22 protein-coding genes and 1 tRNA gene are annotated in these 25,692 nt (G+C 60.1%); 8 read left to right on the forward strand and 15 right to left on the reverse strand.

Going from position 1 to position 25,692, the window contains the following annotated elements:
* The first annotated feature begins 38 nt into the window (after positions 1 to 38).
* Positions 39 to 112, forward strand: a tRNA-Gln gene (locus tag ACZ51H_RS08300).
* Between the two features lie 473 nt (positions 113 to 585).
* On the opposite strand, the gene ACZ51H_RS08305 is transcribed toward ACZ51H_RS08300, so the two are convergent.
* Positions 586 to 1,263 carry a TetR/AcrR family transcriptional regulator gene (locus ACZ51H_RS08305; protein ID WP_449473910.1) on the reverse strand — a complete coding sequence of 226 codons (678 nt, stop codon included), beginning with the start codon at positions 1,261 to 1,263 and terminating at the stop codon, positions 586 to 588.
* Between the two features lie 347 nt (positions 1,264 to 1,610).
* Between ACZ51H_RS08305 and ACZ51H_RS08310 the strand changes: the two genes are divergently transcribed.
* Positions 1,611 to 2,192: a nitroreductase family protein gene (locus ACZ51H_RS08310; protein ID WP_464801512.1), complete on the forward strand. Its 582-nt coding sequence runs from the start codon at positions 1,611 to 1,613 to the stop codon at positions 2,190 to 2,192.
* A gap of 155 nt (positions 2,193 to 2,347) precedes the next feature.
* Here the strand turns inward: ACZ51H_RS08310 and ACZ51H_RS08315 are convergent, their stop codons facing one another.
* The 4 genes from ACZ51H_RS08315 to ACZ51H_RS08330 form a co-directional block, all read right to left on the reverse strand.
* A complete protein-coding gene (locus ACZ51H_RS08315; protein ID WP_464801513.1) occupies positions 2,348 to 2,749 on the reverse strand; it encodes a VOC family protein in 402 nt (133 codons plus the stop codon).
* Positions 2,750 to 2,797: 48 nt separating this feature from the next.
* On the reverse strand, positions 2,798 to 5,320 hold the full coding sequence (locus ACZ51H_RS08320) for a TonB-dependent receptor (protein WP_464801514.1): 2,523 nt from the start codon (positions 5,318 to 5,320) through the stop codon (positions 2,798 to 2,800).
* A 340-nt stretch (positions 5,321 to 5,660) separates the two neighbouring features.
* A complete protein-coding gene (locus tag ACZ51H_RS08325; RefSeq protein ID WP_464801515.1) occupies positions 5,661 to 6,728 on the reverse strand; it encodes a hypothetical protein in 1,068 nt (355 codons plus the stop codon).
* A gap of 270 nt (positions 6,729 to 6,998) precedes the next feature.
* On the reverse strand, positions 6,999 to 7,475 hold the full coding sequence (locus ACZ51H_RS08330; RefSeq protein ID WP_449473921.1) for an Lrp/AsnC family transcriptional regulator: 477 nt from the start codon (positions 7,473 to 7,475) through the stop codon (positions 6,999 to 7,001).
* 118 nt (positions 7,476 to 7,593) lie between these two features.
* On the opposite strand from ACZ51H_RS08330, the gene alr reads away from it, so the two are divergent.
* A complete protein-coding gene (gene alr, locus ACZ51H_RS08335) occupies positions 7,594 to 8,724 on the forward strand; it encodes an alanine racemase (RefSeq protein ID WP_464801516.1) in 1,131 nt (376 codons plus the stop codon).
* The gene (locus ACZ51H_RS08340; RefSeq protein ID WP_464801517.1) at positions 8,721 to 9,974 is read left to right on the forward strand and encodes a D-amino acid dehydrogenase; all 1,254 of its coding nucleotides are present in this window, start codon (positions 8,721 to 8,723) and stop codon (positions 9,972 to 9,974) included. The genes alr and ACZ51H_RS08340 overlap by 4 nt, the downstream gene beginning before the upstream one ends.
* Before the next feature lie 95 nt (positions 9,975 to 10,069).
* Here ACZ51H_RS08340 and ACZ51H_RS08345 read toward each other — a convergent pair whose 3' ends face one another.
* Positions 10,070 to 11,710: an FAD-binding protein gene (locus ACZ51H_RS08345; RefSeq protein ID WP_464801518.1), complete on the reverse strand. Its 1,641-nt coding sequence runs from the start codon at positions 11,708 to 11,710 to the stop codon at positions 10,070 to 10,072.
* Positions 11,711 to 11,919: 209 nt separating this feature from the next.
* Here ACZ51H_RS08345 and ACZ51H_RS08350 point away from each other — a divergent pair, with 209 nt between their 5' ends.
* From ACZ51H_RS08350 to ACZ51H_RS08360, 3 genes are all read left to right on the forward strand, one after another.
* Positions 11,920 to 12,711: an SDR family NAD(P)-dependent oxidoreductase gene (locus ACZ51H_RS08350; protein WP_464801519.1), complete on the forward strand. Its 792-nt coding sequence runs from the start codon at positions 11,920 to 11,922 to the stop codon at positions 12,709 to 12,711.
* A 125-nt stretch (positions 12,712 to 12,836) separates the two neighbouring features.
* Positions 12,837 to 13,478 (forward strand): FGGY family carbohydrate kinase, encoded by a 642-nt coding sequence (locus ACZ51H_RS08355; RefSeq protein ID WP_464801520.1) that lies wholly within the window; start codon positions 12,837 to 12,839, stop codon positions 13,476 to 13,478.
* Positions 13,420 to 14,319 carry an FGGY family carbohydrate kinase gene (locus ACZ51H_RS08360; RefSeq protein WP_464801521.1) on the forward strand — a complete coding sequence of 300 codons (900 nt, stop codon included), beginning with the start codon at positions 13,420 to 13,422 and terminating at the stop codon, positions 14,317 to 14,319. Before ACZ51H_RS08355 ends, ACZ51H_RS08360 begins: the two co-directional genes overlap by 59 nt.
* Positions 14,320 to 14,371: 52 nt before the next feature.
* Here the strand turns inward: ACZ51H_RS08360 and ACZ51H_RS08365 are convergent, their stop codons facing one another.
* Both ACZ51H_RS08365 and ACZ51H_RS08370 read right to left on the reverse strand, forming a co-directional pair.
* On the reverse strand, positions 14,372 to 14,749 hold the full coding sequence (locus ACZ51H_RS08365; RefSeq protein ID WP_464802873.1) for a GlcG/HbpS family heme-binding protein: 378 nt from the start codon (positions 14,747 to 14,749) through the stop codon (positions 14,372 to 14,374).
* A gap of 122 nt (positions 14,750 to 14,871) precedes the next feature.
* Positions 14,872 to 17,292 carry a TonB-dependent receptor gene (locus tag ACZ51H_RS08370; RefSeq protein WP_464801522.1) on the reverse strand — a complete coding sequence of 807 codons (2,421 nt, stop codon included), beginning with the start codon at positions 17,290 to 17,292 and terminating at the stop codon, positions 14,872 to 14,874.
* Between the two features lie 283 nt (positions 17,293 to 17,575).
* Here ACZ51H_RS08370 and ACZ51H_RS08375 point away from each other — a divergent pair, with 283 nt between their 5' ends.
* Positions 17,576 to 17,908, forward strand: coding sequence for a hypothetical protein (locus ACZ51H_RS08375; RefSeq protein WP_464801523.1), 333 nt, complete (start codon positions 17,576 to 17,578; stop codon positions 17,906 to 17,908).
* A gap of 279 nt (positions 17,909 to 18,187) precedes the next feature.
* On the opposite strand, the gene ACZ51H_RS08380 is transcribed toward ACZ51H_RS08375, so the two are convergent.
* The 7 genes from ACZ51H_RS08380 to ACZ51H_RS08410 all read right to left on the reverse strand — a co-directional run bounded on the left by ACZ51H_RS08380 (position 18,188) and on the right by ACZ51H_RS08410 (position 25,690).
* On the reverse strand, positions 18,188 to 18,925 hold the full coding sequence (locus tag ACZ51H_RS08380) for a thioesterase family protein (protein ID WP_464801524.1): 738 nt from the start codon (positions 18,923 to 18,925) through the stop codon (positions 18,188 to 18,190).
* A 49-nt stretch (positions 18,926 to 18,974) separates the two neighbouring features.
* Positions 18,975 to 20,606 (reverse strand): AMP-binding protein, encoded by a 1,632-nt coding sequence (locus tag ACZ51H_RS08385; protein ID WP_464801525.1) that lies wholly within the window; start codon positions 20,604 to 20,606, stop codon positions 18,975 to 18,977.
* Positions 20,603 to 22,006, reverse strand: coding sequence for an aldehyde dehydrogenase family protein (locus tag ACZ51H_RS08390; RefSeq protein ID WP_464801526.1), 1,404 nt, complete (start codon positions 22,004 to 22,006; stop codon positions 20,603 to 20,605). Before ACZ51H_RS08390 ends, ACZ51H_RS08385 begins: the two co-directional genes overlap by 4 nt.
* A 21-nt stretch (positions 22,007 to 22,027) precedes the next feature.
* On the reverse strand, positions 22,028 to 24,157 hold the full coding sequence (locus ACZ51H_RS08395) for a TonB-dependent receptor (protein ID WP_464801527.1): 2,130 nt from the start codon (positions 24,155 to 24,157) through the stop codon (positions 22,028 to 22,030).
* A gap of 74 nt (positions 24,158 to 24,231) precedes the next feature.
* On the reverse strand, positions 24,232 to 24,702 hold the full coding sequence (locus tag ACZ51H_RS08400; protein WP_464801528.1) for a cytochrome C: 471 nt from the start codon (positions 24,700 to 24,702) through the stop codon (positions 24,232 to 24,234).
* Positions 24,699 to 25,148 (reverse strand): c-type cytochrome, encoded by a 450-nt coding sequence (locus ACZ51H_RS08405; protein WP_464801529.1) that lies wholly within the window; start codon positions 25,146 to 25,148, stop codon positions 24,699 to 24,701. Before ACZ51H_RS08405 ends, ACZ51H_RS08400 begins: the two co-directional genes overlap by 4 nt.
* Positions 25,145 to 25,690 carry a methylamine dehydrogenase light chain gene (locus ACZ51H_RS08410; protein ID WP_464793663.1) on the reverse strand — a complete coding sequence of 182 codons (546 nt, stop codon included), beginning with the start codon at positions 25,688 to 25,690 and terminating at the stop codon, positions 25,145 to 25,147. The genes ACZ51H_RS08405 and ACZ51H_RS08410 overlap by 4 nt, the downstream gene beginning before the upstream one ends.
* Positions 25,691 to 25,692: the final 2 nt, after the last annotated feature.

Raw genomic sequence — 25,692 nt, forward strand, 5'->3', positions numbered from 1 at the left:
TATTTGCGCGCTTCCGATGCGGGCTACACCCGCCTTGGTGCCCGATCCTCTAATGGTAAGAGAGCGGACTCTGACTCCGTCAATCAAGGTTCGAATCCTTGTCGGGCATCCAAACATTCGGCAATCTAGAAAATTTAAGCCATGTATGAACTTGGCCATCGCCTTCTCTGGCCGGTCGCTGGTGCTTGGCGGAGGCATTGGGCTTGATGACTGATCGTGGTCGAAGCAAAGGGTCGAGGGGCGCCTAACGCGATCCCTTCATCTAGAGTAAAGGGTGCATCCTCAGTGGCATCACAATCAAGCGAGAAAAGCCGCTCTTCCTGCCCATGAAATATCAGAAGCTGACTTCTACGCGGACCTGAGACATTGGCGCACAAACATCCGGCCACGTCACTGGCCGGAAAACCTCCGCGTCATCTCACTGGACGGCTTGGCAGGAACGGTTGATCGCCGAATTGCTCGCGCTGTCGGCTATCATCGGCGCTATCGCCGCCTCCTGCTCAGCCTGGGCAGACTTGCATCCGCTTTAATCGCCTGATGTATGGCCGCAGCCAAGAGCTCCTGCTCCCAGTCCCAAGTTTACCGTCACGCAGCCGGGCGAAGCCCTCTCACCTCCTCGGGAGTGATGGTCTTGGCAAGATTGATCAGAGATTTGACGGCAAAAGCCTTGAGCTGCGGCATCTTGGCCTCCCACGGCTTGCCATATCCCGCCAATATCGTTGACCCTTCGATCGACGTGTTGATGAACAGGGTCACGATGTCGACTTCCTCCGTGGAAAGCGCCGGGTTGAGTTCGGCGACATAGGAAGCCATCAGATTGTGCATATACTGATTGACCATCTCGACCCGTTCCGCGACGAACTGATTGTGGTTCGCCATCGCCCACAATTCGGTAAACAGATGGGTCATCTTCTTCGTCTTCGTCTCGTCGAAGGTGCCCCCGATGACCAGCGCGAGCGCTTCTTCGGCAGGTAAGCCCTTGTTGGTGAGGCTGACTCTCGCTTCGCCCACGGTTGGGCTCAGCAGTTCGTCCAGCAGCACCTGAACCAGCATTTCCTTACGCGGGAAATGACGGCTCACATTTCCGACCTTCATCCCACATTCGGCGGCAATCCGACGAAGGGTGAACGCCGATGCGCCCTCATCGACGAGGACGTGCAACGCGGCCTTCAGGATTGCATCGACCGTGTCGGAACCCCGGGAATATACTCCCGGGCGAGGAGGAGCGACAAGCTTGGCCTTTTTCACCTTAAGATCAGTCATACTCCCCCGTAGCGCTGATTTGAATTGATGAAAAGTTCTGCTCGCATGTCATCTGACCATTCAGCTTATGAAAAGTCGATAGCGTTATTCACCGTTCGCAACATGGTTATCAAAGGGCTCCCCGCTCCAACTTTTCGCCGTCCTGCAACAAAGGTTGCACGCGCGGAAGGCCCTTAAGCAACCATGATCAATAGTCACCGCAGAACGTAATGGTCCGAAGCGCGACCCTGCGATCACCGCCGCCATCAGGACGTTGACATACGACAACTTTTAGTCAAGCATTTCTGGTGATCTGCAGCGATAAGCCTGTGTAAAATCCATCTTGTTTGCAAAGGACCCTTAAAGACATGACGCTCAACCGGGTAACCGACACGGCACTCGACCCTTTGTTTCTAAATCGCTGGTCGCCACGCGCCTTTGATGGCTCCGTTATGCCCGCTGACGATCTGCGCACCATATTGGATGCCGGACGCTGGGCGCCCTCTTCCTTCAATTATCAGCCCTGGCGCTTTCTCTATGCGACGCGTGACGATGCCGCCAATTGGGCGCGCTTCCTCGATCTGCTGATTCCGTTCAACGCGATCTGGGCCAAGGAAGCCTCGGTGCTTTTGTTCATCCTGAGCGAAACGACGATGGGATCGCCGGACAAGCCCAGCCATTCGCACAGCTTTGACGCTGGCGCCGCCTGGTCGGCCATAGCGCTGCAATCGACCCTGATTGGCTATCACGCCCATGGTATGGTCGGGATCGATATGGACAAAACCAGGGCGGAGCTGGGCGTTCCGGACGGGTTCCGGATAGAGGCCGCCGTAGCGATAGGCCGGATGGGCGACCCCGCGTCTCTTCCGGAAAAGCTGCAGGCACGCGAAGAGCCAAGCAACCGCAAGCCTCTTGAAGAGATTGCCTATTCCGGCAACTTCCGCAGCTGACTTGAAACTGCGACGCCGATCATCGATCGACAGGCGCCGTTATGAAAGTCGGGGGAGGCACCATGTACCTCCCCCTTCCACCTGATCCAGAAGCCTTCAGGCACTGGATGTCACGAAATGACCGCTCACATTTGCACGCGTGATGACCACGCGCCTCACATGAGTTGGACCACCTCGATCAAATTGCCTTCGACGTCTTTGACGAAGGCCACATGTACGCCATGTTCGGGCTCCGGATGAGCAGCCACGACCACAACACCACCTGCGGCGGCGGCACTTTCCACGAACCGGTGGATATCATCCGCGATGAACCCCAGGATAACCGACTCCGTGGCCGATTTTTCCACGTCGATGAATTTCGTCAGCGTGAAGTTCCCCGTGCCCGGCGGATTTGACTTGAAGTACAGTTCCCGAATGGGACGGCCTGCGATCTCCGCATCGGCCTGCGCTTCCTCGACCAGGCCGCATACGGCGCCATAGAAGGCCGCAACCTTGTCAAGATCCTGCACGATCAGCTTGGTGAAGCCTAAGGGAATTACTTTATTCACATCTGACATATTCATCGCTCTTCATTTTAAGCAAATTCAACCCTTCGGAACTCCAAGTCATTTTCCGAATGAGTAGCGCAGACGAACCCCGTACATTCTGGGTTCGCCGTATAATGTCGCGGTAAAGAACTGACTGTTATAGGTGTTGCTGTTGCTGACACGATACAGCTTGTTCGTCAGGTTGGTCGCGTAAAAGCCTACGTCCACGCGGCTACCTGCAACATTCCGCCAATCGAGCGACAGGTTCAGCGTCCCGAATGGTTCAAGCCGCTCGCCCGGCTGATCCCCAGGAAGGCTGGTCCCCGCCGTATGCTGCGCCGACGTGTGTGAATAGTTGACGAACATCGCAAGTGTGCCGAGATCCCCGCCAAGCGGCTGCTCTGCGGACACGTGGAAGCTGTAGATGTACGGCGACACATATTGGAACGGGATGCAGGTCAAATCTACAGTCGCGGGAGCACTTATGACATTGCCGGTACAGTCCTGAGTGGGGCTGCTCGGTGCGAACTCATATTTCTTATATTTGGCATCTGTATAGCTGAACGTACCACCGATCTCGACACCCGGAATCGGTCGCAGCGACGCTTCCGCCTCAATGCCCTGGATGCGCGCATCTGCGGAAAGAACCCTTGCGCCAGCTGCACCGGTGGTGGGATTGAAGTCGCCGGTCGCGCGCTGAATACCCTTATAGGTCAGATAATAATAGGTAGCGTTGAGCCGAAGCGGCATGCCCCCCAGTCGCACATCCGACTTGAAGCCCGCTTCATAGGATGTGACGAACTCCGGCGGGAAAGTGCGGGTGGTGGTAAACACCGCATTGGCGTTTATGCCACCGGCCTTATAGCCACGGCTAATCTTGCCGTAGACAAGAAGCTCGGGCGAAAATCTGTAATCTACACCAATGTTCCAGGTCGGCTCATTGGTCTTCAGATTGGCCTCAAATGAGCAGCCGGCCGCGTCTGGTGCAATCGTATTGTCGGCGAAGCAGAAGAATGCTCCTGGCGCGAGCACCTGATACAGACCCGCCGAGCCGCTGACCCTATCCCAAGTGTACCGAATACCGCCGGTGACCTTGAGGTTCTGCAATGCAGGCGAAACCAGTCCCAAATCCAGCGTCGACTGCGCGTATAGCGCTTTCGACGTATTGGTGATCGCATATCTTATGTCATACACCCCGCAAACCAATGGGTTGCCGGTGAACAAAGCTGGGCAGAAACCAGTAGCACCCGCCCCCTGGGTCCCGGCCGGACGCTGATCATAGTAGAATGCGCCTGCGGTAAAGGTGAGCAGTTTGTCAAACAAATCGCCCTGAAGCTGCAATTCCTCGGTGAAAACCTTGATATCATCTCGCGGCAGTCGCGTCGGTGAAGCATTATCGTAGATGACCGGAGTACCGTCACCGGGCAAAGTAACTACGCCGGGAGCCGGATAGCTTCTTGGATCGCCATCATCGAACTGGAAGATGGTGCCATCACTGTCGACGCTATATGTCGTCTTGAAGCGTTGATAGCTGACGATGTTACGCAGCGTCAGTTCTTCGTTCAGATTGAGTGTGGAAGTATTGGTAACACCCCAGGTCTTCGTCCTTTGAAACGAATTGGTGCCATGCGCTGTTTGTCTGGGTCCACGAGCATCTGCTTCCGCGCTAGCCGCCCTGTAGACGTCGCACGATGCGCTAAAGCCAGGGATTGTCGGTCCTTCAACGCAGAAAGGAAGGCCGACAAAACTCGTGGCCGCCAGTCCCGCAACGTTGAGATGCGTGTTGACCGTACCGGTCCCATGGGTCCGGGAATTCGCCCCATAGGCCATGGTATAATTTTCGAAAGTCTCGGTCGGCCGCAGCGTCAGTCCAACGCGCCCGGAATACCAGTGCAAATTATCGCGATCGGTGTTCCAGACGACATCCCGCGTGTAGCCATCCCGATCCTGATAGGCTCCGGCCACCCGCAGCAGGACCTTGTCATCCACGATCGGGACGTTGATCGCGCCTTCAAGTTCCTTGTTGTCGTAATTACCGAACTTGCCCTGAACATAGCCTTCAAAGTCGTTCGTCGGCTTTTTGGGAACGAGCAGCACCGCGCCGCCAGTCGTGTTGCGTCCGAACAGCGTTCCTTGTGGGCCGTTTAGTACCTGGACATTCTCCAGATCTACGAAATTACCGGCACCACCTTGTTGAGGAATGGAGATCGGCGCGGGCAGCGGCACTTCGTTCAGATAAACGACCACGCCAGGCGACGCCTGAAAGGTCGCACCCTGCCCTCGGATCGTAAAGCTTTGCGCTTCACGTGACGGATTGCCGTTGTTGCCGACCACCAGAGACGGAACCGTTGCCTGCAAATTTTGCGGCTGCGTAATACCTTGCTGCTGGAGACGCTCTGGCGAAAATGCCGTAATCGCGATGGGAACGTCCTGCGCGCGCTCGTCACGGCGCTGCGCGGTAACGACAATTTCATCCGGGGCCGAGTTCACGCTCGAACCAGCGCCCGGTTGAGCCTGGGCTTGCGCGGCTCCCGCAATGCACAATGCCGTCATCCCGGCTCCGCATAGCAGCTTCAAGCTATTTTCTACTGATCGCATCATTGCTACTCCCCATATGTAGCAATGCCCCTCCACATGGGACATCGCGGCCCCCGGCAAAAGTTACCGGTTCCGATCGGCGATTGGGTTTTGATATTCGTTCCGTCAGCAACTTCGCTGACTGTGCCCCTCATACGTTCGCCATCTACGATAGTTGACGTATTTCAACCATTGTCAAGATGAATTTATTTGCACATGCCGTTGTTCTATAAGTTACCGCCTATTCGGAAAAACGGCGATATTATAATCCGCGCCAAGTCCTCTTTCGCATTCCCTAGAACGCAAATGGCGGGCCGCAGAGGCCCGCCATTCACTTCATCTTGCATTGTACCGAATTCAGCTATCAGGCGGCGAGCGGCGCCTCGTCCATGTCAGCCGGAATGTTCGCCGGGCCGTTCACAGCGAACACCTGGCTGAGCATGCCGATGAACGCGCGATCGGTCAGCGGATCAGTGGGCGTTTCGAACTGAGCGCCACGATTGCGGGCTTCGTCCATCAGCATGTTCAACGCCTGGTCGTGCGTGATATCGTCCGTGTGGTCGAACGTCCGCTTAAGGTCGGCCATATCCGTGAACACCCGTGCGCCCCAGTGAACCAGCAGGCGCACTTCGTCTGCCGGCAACTGCTGATTGACCACACCGTTGGTCTCGATCCGCCAGCCGCCTTCGACCGTCGGATCGGGCGCCATCACGCTGCTGATATCCAGACCTTCGGAACGACGCATCGCAAGCGGGCCGGTCGCCTGAGCGTGGTGGAACATCATCTCGTTCTCGGCAACGACCGCGCGACCCCACATAGGCGCAGTGATCTGCTTGGGTTCGCCACGCGGACCGTCCGGCCAATAGTTGAATCCGCCGCCGATATTGCCCTTATAATACCAGCCGGTGACCTGCATCTTCTTGCTGCGCCATTGTTCGAACATGCGAGACTTGGCCATCGTCAACAGAAGCCAGAGCGGCGCGTTTTCCATGGTCATTCCGCGGAAGACCGTACCATCAAGATGCGGCGGCCCACCGATGAGGGTCGGCCCCTGAATGTTGATCAGAAACGTCTCTGGCTCGGCATATTTGGCGCCCCAATAGTTGCGCGACATTTCAAGGAACTTGGAGTTATAATAGCAGTCGTTCAGTTCAGGATAGAAGCAGACACCCTGACGAGCGATATACCCCCGGAACGTCCCGCTGCCTTGCAGGATCATGTCCCAGGTCAGCGTGAACCCTTCAGGAATGGTGCCGCCGGTCGTGGCTATGACTTCTTCAGGAGACTTGAAGTTTTCGGCGAGAATGAGCGGCCACGGCCCATTCTCCCGAACAACCTTGAATATCCGCTGACGCTGATCTTCCGTATAGGCGTTTTCGATCACGTAAGGCGGCGCTACCGGACGGAACTGGTCGGCAAAATCGGTAGTCATCAGGCACTCCATTGATAAACTGGACGTCGTCTCACTCCAATCGCCCGGAAATGCCGTTGGCCCGCCGCGATTCGAGGGGATGCGCTAACCGGATGTTGGACCATAAGTTGACGATCGTCAACTGTGTCAAAAATTAGAAATATGTAATGATCGCGCATTGTTCCGCCTGAGCGGAAATTGGCCGATTCCCCGTCGAAATCCCCTGGATGGTACAAGCGAACGCCGCCGCGGAGTCAGGCTGACCGATGTGCACCCGGGGAACGCCCTGCCCTAACGGCCCCTAGGCCCTGTTGATCGCGGGCTCAGCGCATCGCGCATCGCGACGCTTGAATTGATGCGCGCTACGCCGGGCATCCGGGACAGGATTTCGCTATGGATGATTTCATAGGCGGCAACGCTTTCCGTTTCGACGCGCAGCCAATAGTCGGTACCGCCCGTCATCAGGAAACATTCGCGGATCTCCGGACATTGCCTGACGGCATGTTCAAAACGTGCCAGATAATCTTCGGTCTGCCTGTCGAGCGTCACCTGCACCAATATGTTCACGCTATTCTCGCCGACCCGCAGGGGGCTGGTCAGCACCGTATAGCCGCGAATGACCCCCGCATCTTCCAGCAGCTTGATCCGTCGGTGACAGCTTGACGGCGACAGCCCGACTTCCTCGGCAATCTCGGAATTGGGACGTCTCGCATTGAGCCTTAGCAAGCGCAGGATCGCGCGATCCGTCTGATCCAGTCCTACGGCCATTTCGCCCAATTCCTTCGCACATTCTCTCAATAATATCGAAATTATAGAACATACTGCGTCACTTTGGGAGAAAAAGGCACAATCCCCCCTCTACAAAATGCATGAGGGGGATCGCTAAATGGGATCGCTGGATTGCGCGGGCGCGGTGTTACGCATCGACTTGGACGCCCTTGTGGAAAACTACCGCATCATCGCGCGCCGCGTGGCACCTGCGGAGGTGGCTGGCGTGGTGAAGGCTGATGCCTATGGCACTGGCGCTTCGGCGGTAGCGTCCGCCTTGCTGGACGCGGGTTGCCGCCATTTCTTCGTGGCGCAACTGAACGAGGCGCTGGCGCTCAAACCTGACCTCCCCGACCTGGTCCAGCTTTTCGTGCTGAATGGCCTCCAGCCCGGAGCCGAACGGCAGTGCCTGGACGCGGGCGCGACGCCCGTCCTCAATTCCCTCGATCAGATCAGGCGCTGGTCGGGCCTCGCGCAAGCAACGGGCCGCCCCCTTCCCGCAGCGCTTCAGATCGACAGTGGCATGTCACGGCTCGGCCTTTCTTCGGACGAAGCGAAGGCGATCCTTGCTGACCGATCGCTCCTGAACGGCATCGACCTCGTGCTCATTATGAGCCACCTCGCCTGCGCCGACGATCCCTCTTCCGCCTTCAATGACAGGCAGGTCGTGGCCTTCAACGACTTTGCCCGCCACTTCCCCGATGTGCCGCGTTCGCTGGACAATAGCGGCGGCAGTTTCCTCGATCACCCTCATTATGAGGTCGTGCGCGCCGGGATCGCGCTTTACGGCGGGGCGCCGCAGAACGGGCTCAATCCCATGCGCCCGGTCGTTTCGCTAGAGGCGCGGATCGCGCAGCTACGCACTGTCACTTCTGGAACGGGCGTTGGATATGGCCTCTCCCACACGGCAGAGCGCGTATCGCACATCGCAACCATTCCTGTCGGCTACGCGGACGGCTGGCCGCGCCATCTCAGCAACCGTGGGGCGGCCTTCATCGGCAATATCAGGGTGCCGATCGTCGGCAGAGTGTCGATGGACAGCATCACGCTCGACGTGACGGACGTTCCCGACATGCTGCTCTATCCCGGCGCGCCAGTCGAACTGCTCGGCCCCCATCAGTCGATCGACGATGTCGCGGCCGACGCGGGCACCATTTCCTACGAAATCCTCACCCAACTCGGCCACCGATACGCCCGTGAATATCACGCCGCGCAGGCCATCGAGCAAAAGCGGAGTATGACAGCATGAAGGTCGCCATTCTGGGAAGCGGGGTCATCGGCGTAACTTCGGCCTGGTATCTCGCCAAAGCGGGCCATGAAGTCGTCGTGATCGACCGGCAGTCCGGCCCGGCCCTTGAAACCAGCTTCGGCAACGCCGGAGAGATTTCGCCGGGCTATGCGTCACCCTGGGCCGCGCCGGGCATACCGATGAAGGCGCTGCGCTGGCTGTTCATGCAGCACGCGCCGCTCATCCTTCGCCCGACATTCGATGCCGCCATGTGGCGCTGGATGGTGGCCATGTTCGGCAACTGCACGGAAAAGGCCTATGCCGTGAACAAGAGCCGCATGGTGCGCCTGGCCGAGTTCAGCCGCGACCAACTCATCACGCTCCGCCACGAAACCGGCATAGCCTATGATGAACGGACCCAGGGCACGCTCCAGCTGTTTCGAGAACACAAGCAAATGGACGGCATCGGCAAGGATGTAGCCGTGCTGAAGGCAGATGGCATTCCCTTCGAAGTGCTCGACCGGGCAGGGTGCATCGCGGCCGAACCGGGCCTTGCTAACAGCCAGTCGCCGATCGTGGGCGGCCTGCGCCTGCCCAATGACGAAACCGGCGACTGCTTCAAGTTCACCAACGCGCTCGCCGTCATGGCGAAGGAGGCGGGCGTCACCTTCCTGCACGATCACAAGATCGAGCGTCTCGTTGCGGATAAGGGCGCGATCGATCATGTCGAAACCGACAAGGGACCGATCAAGGCAGACGCATTCATTGTCGCGCTGGGCAGTTACTCGCCGCTGCTGGTGGCGCCGTTGGGGATCAAGCTGCCAGTCTATCCGGTGAAGGGCTATTCGATAACCGTTCCCATCACCGATGCAGAACGCGCCCCTGTTTCCACGCTGCTGGATGAAAGCTTCAAGGTTGCCATCACGCGGCTGGGCGACCGCATCCGGGTTGGGGGAATGGCCGAGCTTTCCGGCTTCTCGACAAACCTCCCGGACAAGCGGCGCGACACGCTGGAATATTCGGTTGAGTCCTTATTTCCGGCGTCCGGCAATCTTGGCCATGCCAGCTTCTGGTCGGGCCTGCGTCCCATGACGCCGGACGGCACACCCGTGATCGGCTCTACGCATATTCCGAACCTCTACCTCAACACCGGCCACGGCACGCTTGGCTGGACCATGGCCTGCGGGTCCGGACATGTGATCGCGGACATTATTTCCAACCGGAAACCGGCGATCGAAACGGCCGATCTTTCCATAGCGCGATATCGCTGACGCCCGCGCGGTCCATAGGACATGGCGCCATCGTCTCGCATATCTACGCGACGACGGCGCCAATTGCCCTAAAGATCGCTGGCCCAGCCCAAGCTTTACGCAGCCGCAGCGGCGCTGTGCTGCCCCGCAATCCAGGCGAATACCATGGCCGGGCCAAGCGTCGCGCCTGCACCGGGATAGGTCCTACCCATAACCGGGGCCGCGCAATTGCCTGCGGCGTAAAGCCCTTCGATGACACTGCCGTCCGCGCGCAGCACCCGCGCATGCTCGTCGGCCATCAGTCCCCCCTTGGTGCTAAGGTCACCGGGGTAAAAGCGCGTCGCGTAAAATGGTGCCTTGTCGATGGGGCCGAAGGATGGGTTCGGCTGATTGCCGGGATCGCCATAATATTGGTCGTACACATTGTCGCCACGACCGAAATCCTCATCGACCCCGGTCTTCGCCATCGCGTTTACGCGCTCGACCGTCCGGTTGAGGCCCGCCGCATCGATCCCGATTTTCGCGGCAAGCTGGTCAAGCGTCGGCGCCTTGACGAAAAAGCCGTTTTTCACCAGTTCCCCGTTCATCCCCGGCGGTGTGCCCCCGAAGAAATAACGACTGCGATAGCGCGCATCGAAGATCAGCCAGCTCGGCACGGCCGACACGGTCTTGTCACGGTCCAGCATGGCCCGCCCGGCGTTGACATAGGACGCCGCCTCATTCGTGTAGCGCTGCCCCGAAGCATCGACGATGATCGATCCGGGCAAGGTGCGTTCCCAGATGCCGACATTGATGGTGCCGTTCGGCAGGATCGACACCGGATACCATGTGGCAGCGTCCATCAGGGCGAGTTCTGCACCCACCTCCGCGCCGATCTGGTGCGCATCGCCGGTATCGCCGGGGCTAGCCGGGCTCCACTCGCCGCTGACATCCTGAAACTGCCTGCGATACTCGCTGTTCTTCGCGAATCCGCCGGTGGTCAGCAGCACGCCGCGCGGCGCCATGATCCGCCGTTCGGCCTCCCCCTCGCCGATCACGACGCCCACCACTTTATCGCCGTCCTGGATCAGCGACTTGAGCGGGCTGTCGAGAAGGACGGGTATGCCCAGGCGCTGAACGATGACCATCAGCTGCCCCATCAATGTCCCGCCCAGGCACAACGGTTCGCGCCCGCGTACACGCCAGGCGGCCGTGCGCGCGATAATGCCCATGAACCTGGAGAACGCCTTTAACGACCGCAACATCACCGGTATCACGGGCGCGTCATCGGTGCCCATTACCATCGATGGCATGTCCGATTTGCGCATCGTCTTGAGCCAGTCGCCCAGCTTTTTGCCGTCGAAATTCACGCCTTCCAGCGTCCGGCCCACGCGCGCGCCCGGCTGATCCTGATGATAGTCGGGATATCGGGGCGCCCGGACCCAACCAAGGCCCTGCTGTTCCAGGGCCATCACCATCTGCGGACCAACATTCAGATAGGCGGTCTTGCGCTCTTTGCTGCTCGCCGGGCCGACATCTCCGATGGTCGCTTCCATATAGGCAAGCGCTGCCTCGAAACTATCTTCCACCCCGTCCCGCTCCATTAGCGGATTATTGGGTATCCAGACCCCACCGCCAGAAAGCGCGCTCGTCCCGCCCCAACGGTCGGTTTTCTCGATTACCAGCGGATTGAGGCCGTTCAACTTGGCGGCAATCGCACCGACCAGGCCACCTGCCCCACTTCCCACGACAATGAAATCAGCCTGATAATCGCGCAACGCTTTGCCCCTGTTTGTGTATTTGCCCAGGATTCCGCTGCATAGCGCGCTTCCCGACATGCAGCGTCTATAGCTATCCGACGACGCAAGTGAAGCGTATGGGATAAATGGCGCTGCTGTACTTCCACAGGAGCGTCAATATAATCGCTGACGCCTGTTCGTCAGATCTGCCCCGCCCAACATTTCCAATAAGTTCCAGGAGAGTGAGAATGTCCGATAATCGGCTGAACGGAAGGGTCGCGGTGATAACGGGCGGGGGCGATGGCATTGGCCTCGGCGTCGCTCGACGTTTTGCGCGCGCGGGCGCGGCGGTGATCATCGCCGAATTCGATGCAGGCAAGGGAACGGCTGCGGCAGATGCGATTGTCGCAGAGGGCGGCCGGGCGCGCTTCGTGCGCACCGACGTTACGGATCGCGCGCAGATGGAGGCGGCCGTGGATGCGGCTGTCGATCAGTTCGGCAGCATCGATATATTGGTCAACAACGCCTATCGCGGCCGGGGCTTTGCCCGCGCCGAAGCGATGGGCGACGAATATTTCCATGAATCCTTTGACATCAACCTGTTCGGTCCCAAATGGGCGATGATGCGCGCCTTTCCTCATATGAAAGCGAATGGCTGGGGGCGGATCATCAGCCTCTGTTCCCTGAACGGCGTTAACGCGCATATGGGGACTGCCGATTATAATGTGGGCAAGGAAGCGCTTCGCACGCTTACCCGCACCGTGGCGCGGGAATGGGCCGGTTTTAGCATCTGCGCCAACATCATTTGCCCGGGCGCCGCATCCGCCTCGTTCAACCATTTCAAAGCACTTCAGCCCGAACTCGCCGCCGATGCCGAGCGCGCCAATCCGATGGGACGCATGGGCGACCCGGAAAAGGACATTGGCGGCGCAGCCTTGTTCCTGGCCAGCGAGGACGCGCGCTATGTCACCGGCAACACGCTGTTCGTGGACGGCGGAGGTCACATCAACGGCGTCAACTGGGTGCCCGATCTGCCCTGAGACGCCAAGATGGATCGACCGTGCCTGCCCGCCGACTGACGCCCAGTCGCGAATGTAGCGTAGAATAATCCAAATTCTGTGAGATCATGGTCGGCATGGGGATGAACCGCAAGGCGGAGGGTAGGATGAAGGCGGTGCTCGCGATCGATCAGGGGACCACATCCACCCGATCGCTGTTGATCGATGAAACAGCCACCGTGCGAAGCGCCGCGCAAATAGACCTGAAACAATATTATCCCGCGGACGGATGGGTCGAACATGATCCCGAAGCGATATGGCGCGACGTCGTGGCGACCGCGCGCGAGGCGTTGGACGAGGCGCATCGCACGGGGCTGGATGTCGCCGCCATCGGGATCGCCAATCAGCGCGAAACCTGCGTGCTGTGGGACCGTGAAAACGGACAGCCCATCCATCCGGCCATCGTCTGGCAGGACAGGCGCGGCGCGGACCTTTGCAGCCGGTTCATCGCGGATGGCCTCGAACCTGAAGTCACCAGCCGCACCGGCCTTCTGCTCGATTCCTACTTCACCGCCAGCAAGCTTGCCTGGCTGCTCGAAACAATCCCCGGTGCGCGCGACCGCGCGGAAAAGGGGCAACTGGCCTTTGGGACCATCGACTGTTTCCTGCTGTGGCGCCTGACAGCGGGAAAGGTGGCATGCGACCGACGCAACCAACGCCAGCCGGACCTTGCTGTTCGACATTGCCCGGATGGCATGGTGCCCGGATCTGTGCCGAATGTTCGGCATCCCGATGCAGATATTGCCTGAAGTGCGTGAGAATGATTGCCTCTTCGGGACATCGGACAAGAATATCCTGGGCGTATCGCTGCCCATCGCTGGAATGGTCGGGGATCAACAGGCCGCGTTGATTGGCCAGGGGTGCCTGGACCGGGGCGGCGCAAAGGTCACGCTGGGAACTGGCGGGTTCGCGATGCTGAACACGGGAGAGCAGATCTGCCGATCGGGGCACCGGATGCTGTCCACCGTCGCCTGCCATTCCAATGGAAGCGTCAGCTACGCGATCGAAGGCGCTTTCTTCGTCGCGGGCGCCGCCGTCAGATGGACGCGGGACAAGCTAGGCCTGGTCGCCACGGCCGCCGAGACCGAATCCATGGCGCGGTCTTTGCCGGATAATGGCGGCGTCTATCTGGTGCCCGCCTTTGTCGGCTTGGGCGCTCCGCACTGGAACCCGCATGTAAGGGCCATGCTGACGGGAATGACCTTCGCCACGGGTCCTGAACATATCGTGCGCGCGGCGCTGGAATGCGTCGCTTACCAGAGCGCGGACTTGCTGGACGCCATGGCGTTCGACAGCGCCGTGCAGCCTGACGAGCTCAAGGTGGATGGTGGAATGGTGGCCAACGACTGGTTGTGCCAATTCCTCGCCGACATACTGGATCTCACCATCATCAGGCCCGCCAACATCGAAACCACGGCACTGGGCGCCGCCTTTCTCGCTGGCGCTGCGACGGGGGTCTGGCCGACACTCCCCGAAGCCGTGTCGTGCGTAACGCCCGACCGGCGGTTTAGCCCAACACTACCCGCTGTTCAGAGAGATCAGCTTATCGCCGGTTGGCGCGGCGCGGTTGGCCAGGCCATCTACCGCTGAGGAAGACAGATGTCGGCCACCCACCATCTCAGCGACGCGCCAGCAAAGCGCCCTACCCTGAACGCGAAGACCCGCCGCACTGATCCGCCAGCGCGCAGGCTTCGTCATTGTCCGACGTGTCGCCGGTCACCCCCACCGCGCCGATCGGCACACCCGTGCCATCGACGACGATGACGCCGCCCGCCGCTGGAACCACGCCATGGGGCGCGATCGGCCCGAGCGACGCGATGAAGGTCGGCCGTTCGGCTGCCATGTCGCCGATCTTGCGCGACGAAACACCAAGGCCGAGCGCACCCGCAGCCTTGGCGCAGGCAATCTGCGGCCGCAGCGTGGATGCCCCATCCTGCCGCTGGAAGGCGAGAAGATGCCAACCGGCATCCAGGACAGCGATGCTGAGCGGCTTCAGCCCGATTTCGCGGCCATCAACGATTCCAGAGGGAAAGAAATAGTGCGCCTACGTCACTCGAACACGTGACTCCAGCCGCTGGGGCCGGTGCGGATCATTATGAAGCTGCTTCATATGTTGGTGATCCGACCGGCCCTGCCTTGATCTTAGAACTTGAAGTTGCCCGTCAATCCAAACTCGCGTGGGTTGGTCACGTTGACCGTGCGGTAGCCCGAGTCGTAGTCCACGCCGCTGGACGTGCCGACTACGGCGTTACCCTGGCTGATGTTGGCGATCCGCTTCTGGTTCAGCACATTCTTCGCAAACAAGGTGAATTCCCATTTGCTATCCTCGGCACGAAGGCCAACGAACAGGTTGAGCATCTCACGGCTACGATAATCATAATCGATCCGGTCGGAATAGAACCCAGGCCGGTACGTGAACAACCCACGCAGGAACGGCGTAACGCTGTCCATCGGGAAACGGATTTCCGTGTTGGCGGTCAGGCTGAAATCAGGCGTCTCGCCGATGCGGCCATTGCTGGCGCAGAAGCTTACATTGCCCGGCCCCGTAACGGTCGCCGCTCCATCCCGGTTCGGGCGGCCAGTTCCTGCGAAGTCGTTGCACGGCAGCAGGGCGTTGCGATAACGGGCGCGAGTATAGGCAGCGCTGACGCCGAAGTCCCAGTCTCTCGTGATCCGGCCGTCCAGCGATCCTTCGATCCCCTTGATCCGTGCGTCGCCATTATAGTTGAAATCGAAAAAGCCGGTGGGCGGCGCGGCTACGGTGGACTGATAATAGATGCCGCTGAAACGGTTCAGGAAGTTGTCGAGCTTCTGATAATAGACCGACACCGCATAATGCAGGCGGCGTCCGGCGAAGCTGCCTTTAACGCCTGCTTCGATCGAATCCGTCTTTTCCGGCTGAGTCAGGATCAGGTCGTCGCTCAGTCCATCGGGCAGGCCGGGGCTGACGCTGCCGGCGCGGAAGGAGTGGCCGTAGGAAGCGAAGATATTCATCGACGGCATCAACTGGTAACTGATCGTCAGACCGCCCGTGATCGGCTTGTCAGACGTATTGCGCAGGTTGGCCGGAATGATGTCCGTTGCCGGGTAGGACGCCGGTAAGCAGCCAAACGACACAGCGTCAACAATTGGATCGCCGGTGCACAGCAAGCTGTTGCCCGGCGTGCTCAAACCCAGTCGGCTGACATTCACCGACTTGATGATCGAGTAACGCAGGCCGCCTTCAATTGCCAGGCCGCCTCTACGAAAGTTAAGATTGGCGTTGAACGACCAAATGCTCCGATCTACCGGAACGATAATTTCGGTGGCGATGGGCAGATAAGGCAGTGCGCCCAGGGTGTTCAGGCTATCATTCTGTTCAAACGGGAAAATGAAGCTGTCGCCGGGCTGAAAGATGCGCGTCGTTCCCCCAATCTTACTGTAGAAGACGCCAATGCCTCCGCCCAGGCCATCCTTGTTATTCGTAGCCAAGCGCATTTCGACCGTATCGTATACGAAGGGAGTTGGGCCAAAGGAGTTGGAGATGTAGTTGGGCACGGCATTGCCGACATCCAGATCACGCTGGCCTTTCAGACGTGAATCCTGATGCGCACCTACAAACGACAATGTTGCCGGACCCAAATCCCAGTCAATCGCCAGGTTGACGATGTGGCTTTCATTGATATTGCGGCTCGTGCCCTCTGCGACGGCGGCATAGTCATCGACACCCAGGGCTGGGCCGGAACGCGTTGATGAATTCGGAACCAGAGCGCCGCCCAGGAAGGCGCCAGCGTCGAAAGTCGATGTGTTGCCTGATCCGATGACCTGCTGCATCTGCCTATTGTCCGCATACAGATACTGATAGGTGATATAGGCAGTGAGATTGTCCTTTGGACGAAGGCCCAGGGTCAAACGGGCGCTTTCAGTGCGGCTGCGCGACCGTTCGCCGGTGTTGACATTGCGGACATTGTTCAGGCGATTGCCGTCGACCAGTGCGGCAACGCGCAGTGCGATCTTGTCAGAGAAAGGCAGGGAAACCCCGCCCTGCACATTATAGCCCCCACGCGTGGTAGCGGTAGTCTGCGCATAGCCTTCGATCTCATCGAAGCTGGGGCGCGCCGTGGAGATGGTGATCGCACCTGCGGGGGCGGAGATACCGCGCAGCAAGCCTTGGGGACCGCGCAGCACTTCGATCTGCTTGATATCGTAAAGGGCCGTGTAGACCGTCTGCGCATCGGTCGGAATTTCGTTGAAATAGACCTGGACCGCCGGGTCCGTGCCCTGGTCGGGATCGAACGAGATACCGCGCAGCGTCGTCGAATTGTTACGGCCCGTAGTGTTGGTCATCTCCAGGCCCGGAGCGAGCTGCTGGACGTCCTTGGCGTCGAAAATGTTCAGCTTCTGCAACTGCTCGCCGGTCGCCACATTGACGCTCATAGGCACTGATTGAAGCGAGCGGGCTTGGCGTGTCGCCGTAACGACGATCTCGCCTCCACCATCGCCCGCCTCCTGCGCCCAGGCAGCGGTCGGCACGATCATCGCTGCACCGCACAACAATGCAGAAAGACTCTTTCCCTGTTTCATGACAGCGTTCCTTTTCTCGGCAGAAGCCAGCCCCATAATGTTGACAACTGCTAACGATCGCGCAGGAACCCTGCAACCCTCGCCGTCATATTTTTGTAAATTTCGGCCCGCCTACCAACTTTTTATCAAATATAGGCGTTATTTCTTTGCATAATGCGCTTTATATGGCGGAGTTTCATCCGCATTACGTCGATTAGATATCCGAATTCAGCTGACATCGTCCTAGCGCCCAAGGGGCCAAAAGACTGACACGCGCTAGATAATTTTTCCTCATCGGAGGGATATGAATAAGGACCGCGAAACGGTGAAGCGCAACCCCGTCAACGTGGATTTGCTGCATTTGCGAATATCGAGGGAGGCCGGAGGAAAAGTCACGTCCGGTGGTGAAGAAATTCAGCGCTGGGGGCCTGCGGAGATCATTTCGGGCAAGGCTCACATTGGACCAGATGGACTCGCGGTGGTCATGCTCGAAGTAACAAGGGCGAGCCTTTTCCCTCAACCCCACCGAATCGTCATTCCAACACGTCATTGGCGATCTTCCGGTTTGAGACGGGCAAGCTGCCGGGCAGCACGCGCGAACATTGCCGCCATTCGACCGCTCGAAACTGCTCCCTAAAACCTGCCCTTAGTTCATCAGATTGTCGCCACAAGCGATGGACCGACATTGGGACAATGCAGCCTTTCACGGGTGCATTAGCGAGGGGCAGGTTTTGCACAAACCGGACTTGGAGCTGCTGGAAACCTAGCCCCACGAACATAACGCTGGCCGCTTAGCAGGCCGACAGCGATCGTAAAGAAATAGCATCACAGCTGCCTTTAACTCGGGCGTCGCCGATTGACGAGTAAGCCATTTGGTTTAAAAGTCAGGAGCAGCCAAGCCCATGCAATATCCAGATCAATTTTTAGGGCGCAGCGTCAAGCATTGGCAGACTGTGCCAAATGCCCCGCTTTCATCATGAAGAATGCTATGTGTAAGTCCGAGGCCTTGCGGACTCGCGGAGACTGAGGTGTCGAGGCCGATCCATTCTCCCGTTGGCGGTCGCAGAAGATGTGCGGTAAGATCGAGATTGGGAAAAGCCGCGTCCTGGGGCGATATCAGCGGCGCAAGGCCGTTGGCGATATCGACCAGTCCCATGGCCCGCGCCGTCGCCGACACATCCTCGCCGTCAAGCAGCGCCAGAGGCGAACGAACCCAGCAGCGGGCGCGGCCCCGCCCGTGCTGTTGTCGCCGCACCTCCACACTAGCGATGAAACCTCCGGCCCAGAGGCTGGACGGATTCCAGCCGACTATGGTGTCGGGCGGCGGTAGGGTAGGGAAATTGGTCGCAGCAAAGGCGCTGCTGTCGTTGGCCTGCGTCAGCCAGGCGCGCAGGACGATGGCGGGGCGGCCGCCATGGCTGAGCCGGGCCTCGACCAGTTCGATGGTGCGGCCTGGTCGCAGCACGATCACCTCTATCTCCACCGCCTCCATCGGGATGACGCCCCATATGTCGTAGGAGAGACGCGCGACCTGCAATCGATCGTCCCGTCGCGCGGCATGATCGGTTTCCACCGCATGGAGCAGCAGGCCGATCGCTGGCGCAACATGCTGTTCCGCGACATTCCATGCGCCGCCGACATGGCTCGTGGGCATGAACCTCCCATCGTCCATCCGCAGGAAATAGGCCTGTGGGCCGCTGTGTTCAGACCCCAAGACCCAGTTCCCGTTCCATGATCGCCCGCATCTCGAACTTCTGCGCCTTGCCCGTCACAGTCATCTCGAACCGCTCGACGATGCGCACGTAGCGGGGAACCTTGTAGTGCGCGATGTGCCCGCGACAATGGTCCTGAATATCCTGTTCCGACAGGGTGGCGTCAGCCTTGGCGATGATCCAGGCGCAGACCGCTTCACCGAATTTCGCGTCGGCCACGCCGAACACCTGCGCGTCGGCGACGTCGGGGTGACGAAGTAGATATTCTTCTATCTCGCGCGGATAGATATTTTCACCACCGCGAATAATCATGTCCTTGATGCGGCCGGTGATGCGGACGTAGCCCCGCGCGTCCATCGTCGCCAGATCGCCCGAATGCATCCAGCCGTCGGCGTCGATCGCCTCTGCCGTGCGATCAGGATCGTTCCAATAGCCCAGCATCACGGCATAGCCGCGCGAACAATATTCGCCCTGCTGGCCGATGGGGAGGATCGCGCCATCGGGGCCGACGACCTTCGCCTCCGCATGGGGGGAGACGCGGCCGACCGTGGTCACCCGTTCCTCCAACGGATCATCCGTCGCGGTCTGGGTAGTGAGCGGGCTGGTTTCGGTCATACCGTAGCCGATGGTGATCTGGGTCAGGTTCAGCCGGTCCATCACCTGCCGCATCACCGTTTCCGGACAGGGCGATCCCGCCATGATGCCGGTGCGCAACGTCGATACGTCGAATGCGTCCAGATCCGGCTGGTTCAAGATGGTGATGAACATGGTCGGTACGCCATGCAGCATGGTGCAACCTTCCGCCTGCACTGTGTCGAGCACCAGCCGAGGATCATAGGCTTCACCGGGATAGATCATCGCCGCGCCACTGGTCAGCGCCGCCATATTGCCCAGCACCATGCCGAAACAATGATAGAGCGGCACCGGGATACACAGCCGGTCGGCGGCGGTGAGACGCATCGTACGGGCCGAGAAATAGCCATTGTTGAGCACGTTGCGATGGGTCAGCGTCGCGCCCTTGGGCTGGCCGGTGGTGCCGCTGGTGAACTGGATGTTGATCGCATCATTGTTGTCGAGCGTCGCCTCGATCAGGGTCAGACGATCGGGGTCGGCCTCCGCATGCAGATCGGACCAGTTCAACAAGTCCTGCTGCCTTTCGTCACCCAGCACGACCACTTGGCGCAGCGCCGGGAGGCGGTCCGGCCCGATGTCCCGCAGCATCGCCACATAGTCGCTGCTCCTGAATCGGGGCGCGGTGACCAGCAGGCTGCACCCGACCTTGTTCAGTGCATATTCGACTTCGCTGGCGCGATAGGCAGGATTGATGTTGACCAGGATGGCGCCGATCCGCGCCGTCGCGAACTGGATCACTGTCCATTCAGCGCAATTGGGCGCCCATATGCCGACGCGGTCGCCCTTGCCGACGCCAAGGTCCAGCAGCCCAGTGGCTACAGAATCGACCTGTGCAATCAATTGCGCCCAACTCCAGCGGATGGACTGGTGTCGCGACACCAGTGCGAGGCCGTCACCATGCTCCGCTGCGACCTTCAGCAGCGCCTGACCGATGGTGGTTTCCAGCAGCGGGACGTCGGTGGCGCCCCGCGCTATCGACAGGCCGCTCATCGCTTGATGTTGATGACTTGCAGTTGGGTATATTCCGCCAGCCCTTCCTCGGCCTGTTCAACGCCCAGCCCGCTATTCTTGAAACCCGCCATGGGGATGTGCGGGCCGATGGCGATATGCTGGTTGACCCAGACCTGCCCGCTTTCGATCCGCGCCGCGATGTCGGCGGCGCGCGCCACATCGGCGGACCAGACCGATCCGCCCAGCCCGTAGTCGGACGCGTTGGCGCGGGCGATCACATCCTCCACATCGTCGAACTTGATCAGCGGCAGGATCGGGCCGAACTGTTCCTCGTCCACGATCGTCATGCCGTCGGTCACGTCGCGCACGATGGTCGGCGCGATGAAATAACCGGCCCGCTCCATCGCCTGTCCCCCTGCCACGATCTTGCCGTCGGATCTGGCGGCGTCGAGGAACCCCTTCACTTTCTCGAACTGCATCGCGTTCTGGATCGGCCCTATTTGCGTGCCCTGCTCCAGCCCGTCGCCCACGATCGCCGCCTGCGCCAGCGCCGCCAGTTCCTCGCACATGGCGTCGTAAATATCGGCGTGGATATAGGCGCGCTTCACCGCCAGGCACACCTGTCCGCAATTCAGGAAGGCATTGCCGAAAATCGCCTTCGCCGTTTCGCGGACATCGACATCTTCCAGTACGATTGCCGGATCATTGCCGCCCAGTTCCAGCGTCACGCGCTTGAGCCCATCCGCACTGCTGGCGGCGATGCGCTTGCCGGTCGCGGTGGAACCGGTGAAGCCGATCTTGGCCACATCGGGATGGGTAGTCAGATGCGGCCCCAGATCATTGGCGTCAGTGATGATATTGACGACCCCGGCCGGGAAAATCTCCTTGCACAAAGCTCCCAGCGCCAGCGCCGTGGCGGGCGTGGTCGGCGCGGGCTTCAGCACGATGGCATTGCCCGCCAGCACCGCCGGCCCGATCTTCCAGCAGGCGACAAGCAGCGGGAAGTTCCAGGCGATGATCCCGACCACCACACCCAGCGGCTTGTGCTTGACGGCGATATAGCCCGCTGCATCATCCTGAATAACGCGATCCGGCAATTCCAGGGTCGCATAATGGCGCAGAAAACCTTCGGTCCAGGCGACCTCGCCCTGCGCTTCGGGCAGCGGCTTGCCCTGTTCCTGCGTCAATAGTCGCGCCAGTTCCGCGCCGTTGGCCGCGACCGCATCGGCCAGCGCGACCAGCTTCGCCTGCCGCTCGGCATAGGGCACCGCCGCCCAGCCGGGCTGCGCTGCCTTGGCCGCCGCGATCGCCTGATCCGCTTGGGCAGCCGAAGCGCGCGCGACCGTGGTGAACGCCTCGCCCGTCGCCGGGTTGACGACCTCCATCTGGAGGTCGCCATCGATCAGTTCGCCGCCGATCAGCAGCTTATAGTCCGCCATTATCCTCTCCTTGCGCTGTCTTTAGAATTTCGCGCCAACTGTCACACCATATGTCCGCGGATTGCCAATGTGATTATAATCGAAACCAAAGCCCGCGAGCAGGTCCACGCGCGAGGTGAAATAGAATTTCTTCGTGAGGTTCTTCGCCCAGAGCGAGGCATTGAAGCGCCCGTTCGCGCTCTCCCAGTCGATATGGCCGCTGAGCAGGGCATAGCCCTTCTGCTTCAGACGGGGGATGTTCACCACCTCGAAATATTGACTCGACTGATAGGCGACTTCCGGGTGGAAGGAGAGGCTGCCGAAGCCGCCTTGCGCAACCGTCCAGTCGATCCCGCCGTTGAGCGTCAGGCTCGGCGCGTTGGACAGGCGATTGCCACCCACATCGACGCCGCTGACCGTGCCCTGCTTGATCTTCGCAGACAACACGCCCAAGCCCGCGCGCATGGTCAGCATGTCGGCGGCCCGCACGGTCAGTTCTGCCTCGCCACCATAGATTCGCGACTTGGGGATGTTGAGCAATGTCTGCGCCGCGCTGGACGGATCTACGTTGATGAACTGCTGATTCTTGTAATCATAATAGAAACCGGCAACGTTTAGCGTGATGCGGCGATCCCAGAACTGGGTCTTCGCGCCGACTTCATAGGATGTCACCTGCTCCGCCTTGGCCACCGACAGTTCGGACGGATCGAAAAAGGCCTGAGCATTGAAGCTGGGCGCGCGATAGCCACGGCTGACGCTGGCATAGAGAAGGTTGCCGTCGGTCAGCTTGTAGTCGAGGCCGATCTTGCCGGAGAAATTGTTTTTCCTGAAGCGCAGGTCGGACAGCGGGATCAGGGTCGCGACGACGCTATCGTCGACACCCAGCGCCTGCGAAATGAAGCCGTTCTGTCGGCCCGTATCATGGGTATAGCGCAGGCCGCCGCGTAGCGTCACCGCCTCGCCGATCTTGTATTTGAGGTCGGAATAGACAGCGACGCTCTTCTTCACCTGGGTGAACTGGTTCTGGACCTTGCAGGCCAGCGGCAGGCCGTCGGCACAATCCTGTGCGTCGATGGCGCCGTCCGCGTTCACGTCGACATCGGTGGCAATCTCGAAGGCGGTGCGGTTGAACACCTTTTCCCGGTTGAAATAGACGCCCAGGATGAAGTCGAATGGACCGCCCGTGTCGCTGGTCAGGCGCAGATCCTGTGCGAACTGGCTGGCCTTGTCATAATAGGGGATTTCCAGCAGCTTGGTTGCCGTGCCGTCCGTATCCTCGCGGAAGAAGAGCGTGCCCTTGTCATAGGACGTGATGCTGGTCAGCGCGATCGCATCGGACAGATCGACATTGGTGGTCAGCGCCACCGATGTCGTGCGGGCGCGGCGGCGGGTGGGGACGTCGGACGCAATCTCCCATCGCGACAGACCGGGTCGATGGTTGGCTTCAGGCTGGGCATAGATGCCGTAATTTTGCGGGTTCTGGAAACTGGTGGAGGCCCGCAGGACGAAAGTCAGCCCCTCGACCGGCTGGGCCTTCAGCGTTCCGCGAAACGCATATTCGCGGGTGCTGGCAAGGTCCGGCATGCCAGGCTCGACATTTCTGAACCAGCCGTCCGCCCTGGCGAAGGTGCCCGCCACGCGCAGGGCGGCTTTCTCGCCCAGCGGCACATTGACCGCGCCGTTCGCCTCGAACCGGTTATAATTGCCATAACCGGCGTTCACATAACCGCTGGTTTCACCCAGCTTCGCTTCCCGGCTGATGATGTTGACCGCGCCGCCCGTGGTGTTCTTGCCATAGAGCGTGCCCTGCGGCCCGCGCAGCACCTCGACCCGTTCGAGATCGTACATGGCAACGCCAAGAAAGGCGAAATTGCCTTTATAAACTTCATCATAATAGGTGGCGACCGGGCTCGACTGGTTGAGGCTATAGTCGGACATGGACACGCCACGCAGCGCGAAGATCGGCGTATTGTCGCCTACAATGGAGGTGAGCTGGAGATTGGCGACCTTCGTCACCAGGCTGTCGACGCTGCTGACGCGCGACTTTGCCAACATATCACCACCTATGGCGGTTACAGAAATCGGGACAGACTGTACATTTTCCGACCGCTTGGCCGCCGTAACGACGATTTCGCCTTGCGCGTCATCCTGCGCGAACGCCGGATTCATCATGCCAAGACCTGCGAAAGCCGCACAGCCGCATGCTACCAACCCTGAATATACTTCCCCCATCGATTATACTCCAATCATGGTTTTCCCTGTTCCATTCCTGCATGTTCGAACCCTGCCACCAGTCGCTCTCTTGTAGCGACGCGATCCAGTCGCAGGGGGTTGCGGCGCAAGGCAGCGATTTCCGTGGCGGAATAAGGCCTGAAATCGATTGGCAGATGCTCTGCGTCGAAAGTGTAAAGTGTCCAGTTGACGAGGTCCGCCAATCGCCGGTCGTCCAAATCGACCGTGGCGACGCCCGGCACCTGGCCGATGAACGCCCGCCCGCCCGGCACCGTCAGAAAACGGGCGACGATGCCGCGCATCGGCGGATTGGACCGATCGTCGCCGCCCCCGTCCGGTCTATGGCAACCCTGGCATTTCAAAATATAGTCCTGATGGGCCTGACGCGGATTGACGACGCCCGGCATCGCTCGCTCGCTCGCTCCAGCCGCCAAGGTCGCGGATAATGCGACAAGGCCTGCCAAAGCGAGCAGGACGAGCTTCACTTGCCGCCCCCCCCTTCATGGAGCTTCGCGACATCGGCGGCGTTCAGCGCCTTGCCGCCGACCCGATATCCGGCCACTTCCTGATCGGTGAAGGGCTTGAAAACGGGACCGATGCTGGCGATCGACCCGCCGACATGGTTGAGCACTGCCGCCACTCCAGCATCGTCCAGCCCGCCCTGCGCCGGCATCATGCCGCGATAGGCCTTGCCCTCGACGCTGATCGGGCCGTTCAGTCCCTTGATTACGGCCAGCGCCAGATAGCGGCGGCCACCCGGCTTGGCGGCCAGGGTACGGAAATCGCGCCCCAACGGCGGATAGGCGCCCGGTACGCCAGCGCCGGTCCGGGTGTGGCAGGCAGCGCAGCGATTATAGATGGTCGCGCCATCCTGCGCCGCCTGCGCTATCCCTGCTGTCATTAGCAAGGCCAGTCCCAGGGCGATCTTCATTTCGGCTGCTCCAGGGCTGTGCCTACGATCGCTGCAACCGAGCAATTGTAGATGCTGCTTTCGGTTCCCAGACACCAATTATAGTCGTTGTTCGACTGGGGCCGGACCTGCGGCCGGTCGCCTTCATTGCGATTGCACAGGCACTGGCCACAGGAGGACACGCCGCAACAATCATTATAGCTGATGATATAGGCGCGGCCGTCCGCCGGGTTGGTGCAGGTGCCGATCCAGGTGATAGGCGACATTTCCGTGCCCGGCGGGCAGGTGTTGACCGTGCCGCCGCAACAGGAACAAAGGAAGCCGTCGATCGCGCAATAGCGCCAATAATCGCAACTCGCCGGATTGCCGGGATCCTGCGGCGTGCCGGAGGTCATCTCAGGCCGGGCGGCACCGGGGTGGGTGGCGGCGCGCGCCACCGGCAAGGCGGGCAGCATGGCCGTGCCGGTCATCCCCGCTCCAAGCCAGGCCAGCAAGGAGCGGCGGGACGTGCCGCGCGCAACGGACCGGGCCATTCGTTCGGTGAGCTTGTCGAAACCGTCCATGG

Source organism: Sphingobium sp. TomMM15 (genome assembly GCF_055397045.1).

Excerpts from the sequence above, each read along its gene's own strand:
- ACZ51H_RS08380 (WP_464801524.1), bottom strand. The coding sequence starts at position 18,925 with ATGCCCACGAGCCATGTCGGCGGCGCATGGAATGTCGCGGAACAGCAT.
- ACZ51H_RS08375 (WP_464801523.1), top strand. The coding sequence starts at position 17,576 with ATGAATAAGGACCGCGAAACGGTGAAGCGCAACCCCGTCAACGTGGAT.
- ACZ51H_RS08330 (WP_449473921.1), bottom strand. The coding sequence starts at position 7,475 with ATGGCCGTAGGACTGGATCAGACGGATCGCGCGATCCTGCGCTTGCTA.
- ACZ51H_RS08405 (WP_464801529.1), bottom strand. The coding sequence starts at position 25,148 with ATGAAGATCGCCCTGGGACTGGCCTTGCTAATGACAGCAGGGATAGCG.
- alr (WP_464801516.1), top strand. The coding sequence starts at position 7,594 with ATGGGATCGCTGGATTGCGCGGGCGCGGTGTTACGCATCGACTTGGAC.
- ACZ51H_RS08305 (WP_449473910.1), bottom strand. The coding sequence starts at position 1,263 with ATGACTGATCTTAAGGTGAAAAAGGCCAAGCTTGTCGCTCCTCCTCGC.
- ACZ51H_RS08355 (WP_464801520.1), top strand. The coding sequence starts at position 12,837 with ATGAAGGCGGTGCTCGCGATCGATCAGGGGACCACATCCACCCGATCG.
- ACZ51H_RS08320 (WP_464801514.1), bottom strand. The coding sequence starts at position 5,320 with ATGATGCGATCAGTAGAAAATAGCTTGAAGCTGCTATGCGGAGCCGGG.
- ACZ51H_RS08315 (WP_464801513.1), bottom strand. The coding sequence starts at position 2,749 with ATGTCAGATGTGAATAAAGTAATTCCCTTAGGCTTCACCAAGCTGATC.
- ACZ51H_RS08310 (WP_464801512.1), top strand. The coding sequence starts at position 1,611 with ATGACGCTCAACCGGGTAACCGACACGGCACTCGACCCTTTGTTTCTA.
- ACZ51H_RS08385 (WP_464801525.1), bottom strand. The coding sequence starts at position 20,606 with ATGAGCGGCCTGTCGATAGCGCGGGGCGCCACCGACGTCCCGCTGCTG.
- ACZ51H_RS08340 (WP_464801517.1), top strand. The coding sequence starts at position 8,721 with ATGAAGGTCGCCATTCTGGGAAGCGGGGTCATCGGCGTAACTTCGGCC.
- ACZ51H_RS08390 (WP_464801526.1), bottom strand. The coding sequence starts at position 22,006 with ATGGCGGACTATAAGCTGCTGATCGGCGGCGAACTGATCGATGGCGAC.
- ACZ51H_RS08410 (WP_464793663.1), bottom strand. The coding sequence starts at position 25,690 with ATGGACGGTTTCGACAAGCTCACCGAACGAATGGCCCGGTCCGTTGCG.
- ACZ51H_RS08395 (WP_464801527.1), bottom strand. The coding sequence starts at position 24,157 with ATGATGAATCCGGCGTTCGCGCAGGATGACGCGCAAGGCGAAATCGTC.
- ACZ51H_RS08350 (WP_464801519.1), top strand. The coding sequence starts at position 11,920 with ATGTCCGATAATCGGCTGAACGGAAGGGTCGCGGTGATAACGGGCGGG.
- ACZ51H_RS08360 (WP_464801521.1), top strand. The coding sequence starts at position 13,420 with ATGGCATGGTGCCCGGATCTGTGCCGAATGTTCGGCATCCCGATGCAG.
- ACZ51H_RS08325 (WP_464801515.1), bottom strand. The coding sequence starts at position 6,728 with ATGACTACCGATTTTGCCGACCAGTTCCGTCCGGTAGCGCCGCCTTAC.
- ACZ51H_RS08370 (WP_464801522.1), bottom strand. The coding sequence starts at position 17,292 with ATGAAACAGGGAAAGAGTCTTTCTGCATTGTTGTGCGGTGCAGCGATG.